The organism is Mesorhizobium sp. LMG 17147 (assembly GCF_024297145.1).
Classification (GTDB): domain Bacteria; phylum Pseudomonadota; class Alphaproteobacteria; order Rhizobiales; family Rhizobiaceae; genus Mesorhizobium.
In genome coordinates, this window is record NZ_JANCTC010000005.1 from 353,923 (window position 1) to 359,922 (window position 6,000).

General features: G+C 65.7%; 6 protein-coding genes. All 6 read left to right on the top strand.

Annotated elements, in window-relative coordinates:
* Positions 1 to 332: 332 nt before the first annotated feature.
* On the top strand, positions 333 to 845 hold the full coding sequence (locus NMG46_RS13130; protein ID WP_254818049.1) for a hypothetical protein: 513 nt from the start codon (positions 333 to 335) through the stop codon (positions 843 to 845).
* A 264-nt stretch (positions 846 to 1,109) separates the two neighbouring features.
* A complete protein-coding gene (locus NMG46_RS13135; protein ID WP_254818083.1) occupies positions 1,110 to 1,481 on the top strand; it encodes a hypothetical protein in 372 nt (123 codons plus the stop codon).
* 234 nt (positions 1,482 to 1,715) lie between these two features.
* Positions 1,716 to 2,339 carry a CDGSH iron-sulfur domain-containing protein gene (locus NMG46_RS13140; RefSeq protein WP_254818050.1) on the top strand — a complete coding sequence of 208 codons (624 nt, stop codon included), beginning with the start codon at positions 1,716 to 1,718 and terminating at the stop codon, positions 2,337 to 2,339.
* Between the two features lie 291 nt (positions 2,340 to 2,630).
* Positions 2,631 to 3,341, top strand: coding sequence for a hypothetical protein (locus NMG46_RS13145; RefSeq protein WP_254818051.1), 711 nt, complete (start codon positions 2,631 to 2,633; stop codon positions 3,339 to 3,341).
* A 172-nt stretch (positions 3,342 to 3,513) separates the two neighbouring features.
* Positions 3,514 to 5,541, top strand: a complete 2,028-nt coding sequence (locus NMG46_RS13150; protein ID WP_254818052.1) for a hydantoinase/oxoprolinase family protein — start codon at positions 3,514 to 3,516, stop codon at positions 5,539 to 5,541.
* Between the two features lie 218 nt (positions 5,542 to 5,759).
* On the top strand, positions 5,760 to 6,000 hold a 241-nt coding region (locus NMG46_RS13155), incomplete at its 3' end, for a transposase family protein (RefSeq protein ID WP_254818053.1).

Consider the following 6,000-nt stretch of genomic DNA (forward strand, 5'->3'; position numbering starts at 1 on the left):
AACGAAAACGTTTTCCCGTTTGCAGTTAACGCAGCTGGCCTAATGATGCTGCAAATGCTTAGCCTTTTGGTCAAGCCATCTGGCGTCTCAAATCCCGGTGGAAGAATCTTCCACTTCGTCACAGGGACCGCAGATAACAGTTGCATATCTGCAGGCCGGAGTGCCTGTTCGCGAGTCATGCCGGCCTAGGTGACCAATTCCCATTTCCTGTCATCTAGGCTGAGCGTTCGACACTAGAGGAATCGCGCAGGTGTCGGGCCAAAGGTCCTTTCAGCCGATCCTTCAACAACATCCCACTTTGGCGTATCCTCACCGCGCTTGGGGGAAATACAATGCGTTCCACTCTGGACATCGTCGCCGCGATCGGCCTGGCCATCGGCGGCGCTCTGGGCCTTGCTGGCACCTTCGTAGAGAGCGCCGAGCTTCGCGAAACGCTCTGGACGATCGACGGCGTGGCACTCGTCGTGGCCGCCGCGCTGCTGACCATGAAATATCAGCGGCAGGGCAATGACTGGGTGGCGGCCGGCTTTCTGACCTTTCTCGCCGGCGAGAGTCTGCTCCTGGCCGGCAATGCCGCAGGCCTCCAGGCCAGCGTACCCTCCTATGTCGGCGGTATCTCGCTTTGGGCGGCTGCGCTTATCATGGTCAGCGGGCCGAAAACCTTCGCGCTGTGGATGCGGCTTACCGCTGTCGTGGCGGCTTTGCTGTTTGTCGTGTCGGCAGGCCTGATCCTGTGGGGTGCGCCGTTGCTGCCGACCTCGACGCCGCTGCCCGCTGCCGGGTATCCGTTCCTGGTGCTCACATTTATCGGCTGGATATGGACGCTGCTGAAGCCCGGACGTTGAGCCCGGTCGGACCGCCTCCTCTCAGGCCACCTCTCCCCCACCTTGTGGGGGCGAGGAACCCAAGCCTTGTGAGGCTTCGGCGATTGGCATTCCTCGCCCCGGGGAGAGGTGGTTTGCGAAGCAAACCGGAGAGGGGTCTTGCTTAGCAACCTCGCGCGCCACGCGATGCGCAAATGGCGCAACCCCCTTCCACCCATCCCGCCGCCATGCCATGTTCCCCCTCGCGGCCGGGCAGGCCGTTTCATTCCGGGGGGAATCATCATGTTGTCCTACGCTTTCGTGCGCCGCGCTGCCGCGGCGCTTTGCCTTGCCGCCTTGTTTGCGCCTGTCGCGCATGCCGGCGATGTCACCTTCGAGATCAAGAACAGCCATCCGAACGCCATGCGCGTCGAGCTCTACAGCCAGGACCGCGACCATGTCTGGCCGGGCAACAATCAGGATTATTATCTCAACGACGGCGAGACCAAGTCGATCCCGCTGTCCTGCAATGACGGCGAATCGATCTGCTACGGCGCCTGGGTCGACGGCGACGAAAACACCTATTGGGGCGTCGGCCCCGGCAACACGGAAAAATGCGACGATTGCTGCTACACCTGCAGCGGCGGCGAGACCGAGGAGATCGATCTGGTTCCGTAGCGCGCGAACCTCCCCCCTCGAGGGGGAGATGGCCGGCAGGCCAGAGGGATCGCCGCGCGTGGAGCGCCATCCTGTCCTGCAGTAGCAGGCCGAGCCCAGTCGGGCCGACCCCCTCTGTCGCCTTCGGCGACATCTCCCCCTCAAGGGGGGAGATCAGGCGCCCAGCCTCTCAGGCAGCTTGACGCCGTCCCGGCCGCCGCCATAGCGTGACGCCTTCAGCAAGGAGATGCACCCATGGCAGTGGTCGAAGGCGAAAAAATCGATATCGGCTTTTCCGGGCGCCGCTGCATCCATTCGCGCAATTGCGTGCTGGGCGATCCCCATGTCTTCGTGCCCAATGCCCCCGGCCAGTGGATCCACCCCGAGGCGGCCAGCGTCGAGAAGATCGTGGCGCTCGCCGAAGCCTGCCCGTCCGGCGCCATCACCTATGTCCGCAAGGATGGCGGGCCGCAGGAGCAGCCGCCGGTGGTCAACACCGTGCGCATAAGGGAAAACGGTCCGCTAGCGCTGCATGCCGAGATCGTGCTTGGCGGCGAAACGTTTTACCGCGCCACGCTCTGCCGCTGCGGCGCCTCGGAAAACAAGCCGTTCTGCGATGGCGCCCATGCCAAATCAGGCTTCACCGCCACGGGCGAGCCGGCGCTGAAGGACACGCCGGCGCTGGAGGCGCGCAATGGCCCGCTGACCGTCACACCGACGACCAACGGCCCGCTCAAGCTCGAGGGCAATGTCGAGATCGTCACCGGCACCGGCCACACGGTCGATCGCACGACGCGCACCTTCCTCTGCCGCTGCGGCCATTCCGCCAACAAGCCGTTCTGCGATGGCAGCCACAAGAAGGTGGGGTTTGTGGGGTAGGCGGCAAAGCTGCCAATCTCCCCCCTCGTGGGGGAGATGTCCGGCAGGACAGAGGGGGTCGTCTCGCGTGGAGCGCCGGCATCCTCTGTCCACTATTGGGGGTCGCGTCAGGACGTACCGACCCCCTCTGTCGCCTTCGACGACATCTCCCCCTCAAGGAGATTAGGCGTCGCGGCCCAGCGCTCGCCGCCAATCTCGGCCTTCGACAACTGCGCCCGGTTGATGTTAGATCTTTGCTACCGGTGCGTGCATATGCCGGAATGGCGGTCGTCGGGCTTGGGGGATTTCAAAGTGCGCAAATATGTCTTGCTGTTTCTCAGCCTCTGTATCGATTACGCCTGGGTAAACACGGCCGTCGTCCTGGCCGACCAGCTCGGCATTGCCGAGACCGTTCTTGGCCAGCCGGCGTCATGGGCGGCCCGGCAGGTCCTTTCGCTGATCCTGCTCAGCCTTGTAAGGGTGGCAAACGTCTCGCTGGGCGAATGGCTGCTGTCCTATGCGCAGACGGAGCAGCCTGCCGGCCAGCGCCAATGGGCCAATCTGTTGCTCGGCACGATGGGTGTGCTGTCCGGGATCTGGGCCCTGCTGCGCCTCACCGGACCAGACGACGGCGCGCCGTTCCTGTTCATGGTGGAGGACACGCCGCTGAAGACAGCGGCCGTTGCGCTCTACAGCACCCTTTACAGTTGGTGTGGCGTGATGCTGCTGCGCTTCGAGCTCAAGGCGAAGCTCTGCAATGCCCTGCTGTTCGCCTCGGTCCTGCCATTGACCGCAATAAACCTGATCTTCTCCCGCGACGCGCTGGTTGCCTCGATGGTGGCGCGCGCCGCCATCGAGGGTCGCACGTTCCCGGTGGAAAAGGCGGAGGTCTATGCCCGCGTCTCGATCTACTACGCCATCCTGCTTGTCGCGGTGATGCTGACGATCTTGTATTTCTGCCGCGAACGGCCCACCGCTTCTGTCGGCAGGCCGCTCGAAGGCTCGCCGGGCAACCGAGCGTAGCCCTATTTGGCCAACAAGCCTTTCTTGTGGGGTAGGCGGCCAAGCTGCCAATCTCCCCCACGAGGGGGGAGATTGGCCGTCACCACGATCATCGCCCGTGGCCCAGCCATCACGGCTTTATCGATGGGCCGGTATCCGCTAAGGGGCGGAGACGAATTCTCCGGACGCAAATATGACCGCCAGGCCCAAACCCTCACCTCTCTTCCTCGGCATCGACACCGGCGGCACCTATACCGATGCCGTGCTGTGGTCGGAAGTGGGTGGCCCAAGCGGCAAGGTTCTGGCCAAGGCCAAGGCGCTGACGACGCGCCACGATCTCGCCGTCGGCATATCGGGCGCGGTCGATGCGGTGCTGCAAAAAGCCGGCACCGACCCGACTGCGATAAAACTGGTGTCGATGTCGACGACGCTTGCCACCAACGCGTTGGTCGAGGGCCAGGGCGGGCGCGTAGCACTGGTGATGATCGGCTTTGCCGAGGGCGATCTCGCCCGCGACGGGCTGAAGGCGGCGCTTGGCACCGATCCCGTAGTGCTCTGCCCCGGCGGCCACGATGTCCACGGCAATGCGGCAAAGCTCGATCTGTCCGGGCTGGAGGCAGCTTTGCCGGAACTGGAAAAGTCGGTGTCCGGCTTTGCCGTCTGCGCCTATTTCGCCACCCGCAATCCGGGGCACGAGCTAAGCGCGCGGAACCTGATCCGCGACAGGACCGGCCTGCCGGTCACCGCCAGCCACGAACTTTCGGCCAAGCTCGGCGGCCCGCGCCGGGCGCTGACGACCTTGCTCAACGCCAGGCTGATCTCGATGATCGACCGGCTGGTCGCGGCAACCGAAGGCTTTTTGGCCGCGCGCAACATTGCCGCCCCGCTGATGGTGGTGCGCGGCGACGGCGCTTTGGTCTCGGCCGCCTTTGCCCGCCAGCGGCCGATCGAGACGATCCTGTCCGGCCCGGCCGCCAGCCTGGTCGGCGCCCGCCACATGACCGGCCTCGACAATGCGGTGGTCTCCGACATCGGCGGCACCACCACCGACGTCGCCGTGCTCGACAAGGGCCGGCCGCGGCTCGATCCGGAAGGCGCCACCGTCGGCGGCTTCCGCACCATGGTCGAAGCCGTCGCCATGCGCACCTTTGGGCTGGGCGGCGATTCCGAAGTGGCGCTGGAGGACGGCGTGCTCAACCCGAAAATCCTGCTCGGGCCGCGCCGCCTGGTGCCGCTGGCGCTGGCCGGCATGATACATGGCGAGGCGGTTACATCAGAGCTGGAACGCCAGCTGCGGGCCCCCAACCCCGGCCGCATGGATGGCCGCCTGGCGGTGCGCACCGGCGTGCCGGAGCGGCTGGCGGCCGGACTGACCGGTGCCGAAGCCAGGCTTTACGAACTGATCGGTGCCGTGCCGCAGGCTCTCGACAGATTGCTGACCTCGAACGCCCAGAACGCCACTCTGAACCGGCTGGTGTCGCGCGGGCTGGTGCATGTCGCAGGCTTCACGCCGTCGGATGCCGCGCATGTGCTGGGCAGGCAGGCCAATTGGGATGCGGCCGCGGCGCGTCTCGGCGCCGAGCTGTTCGCGCGCAGGCGTGACGGCCGCGGCCAGTTCATCGCCGCCTCGCCGGAGGCGATCTCGGAACGGGTGCTGACCGCGCTGACCCGCCTGTCGGCCGAAGTCATCCTCGAGACCGCCTTCGCCGAGGATGGGCTGGATGGCGCGGCGACCGTCGCCCATGCGCTGGTCCAGCGTGCCGTCGACGCCCATCCAGGCATCGCCCGCCTCAGCGTCGCGCTCGACCGTCCGGTCATCGGCCTCGGCGCCTCGGCGCCGCTGCACTATGCCGGGCTGGCCGAGTTGGTCGGCAATCGATGCGTGGTGCCGGAGGATACCGATGTCGCGAATGCGCTCGGCGCCGTCGTCGGCCAGGTCCGGGTCTCGGCCGAGGCGCGGGTCAGCCAGCCCAAGGAAGGGCTGTTCCGTGTCGCCTCAGGCGAAAGCGTGCGGGACTTCAACGACGAGGCGGCGGCGATCGCCGCGGCGGAGAAAGATGTGCGCGCGATTGCCGCCGGGCGGGCGAAGGATGCCGGCACCGACAGCGCCGAGATCGAAATCGCCAGCGAGTTCCGCGTCTCGACCGTCGAGGGCCAGCGCATGTTCATCGAGGCGCATGTCGTGGCGGTGGCGTCGGGCAGGCCAAGGATTGCGGTGTGAGCGAGTAATCTCCCCCCTCGAGGGGGAGATGTCGCCAAAGGCGACAGAGGGGGTCGCCTCGCACGAAGCGCGACTTCCTTCTGCCGCAGGAGGCCGAGCCCGGTCGAACCGACCCCCTCTGGCCGCTTCGCGCCCATCTCCCCCTCAAGGGCAGGGGAATCGCATATGGCGATTTTGGGGTTGAGTTTAGGCTGAGAAAGGATTCTTTGGAGAGGCAGTTGAGCGAAGGAGCGACTGCCATTTCCTGCCTTGAGAGCTACTTTGGCGCGGTGCCTGATCCACGCGCGCCCAACGCCACGCATCGGCTTGGCGACCTGATCGTGATGATGATTGCGGCAAGCCTGTGTGGTGCCAGCAATGCGACGGAGTTCGCCCTGTTTGCGCAGGAGCGCAAGCAGGCGCTGTCGCGGCTGATCGACTATGACGCAGCTCCCAGCCACGACACCTTCTCGCGGCTGC

Bases quoted from the DNA above. Each gene is read 5' to 3' on its own strand.
- NMG46_RS13150 (WP_254818052.1), top strand. From the start codon at position 3,514: ATGACCGCCAGGCCCAAACCCTCACCTCTCTTCCTCGGCATCGACACC.
- NMG46_RS13140 (WP_254818050.1), top strand. From the start codon at position 1,716: ATGGCAGTGGTCGAAGGCGAAAAAATCGATATCGGCTTTTCCGGGCGC.
- NMG46_RS13130 (WP_254818049.1), top strand. From the start codon at position 333: ATGCGTTCCACTCTGGACATCGTCGCCGCGATCGGCCTGGCCATCGGC.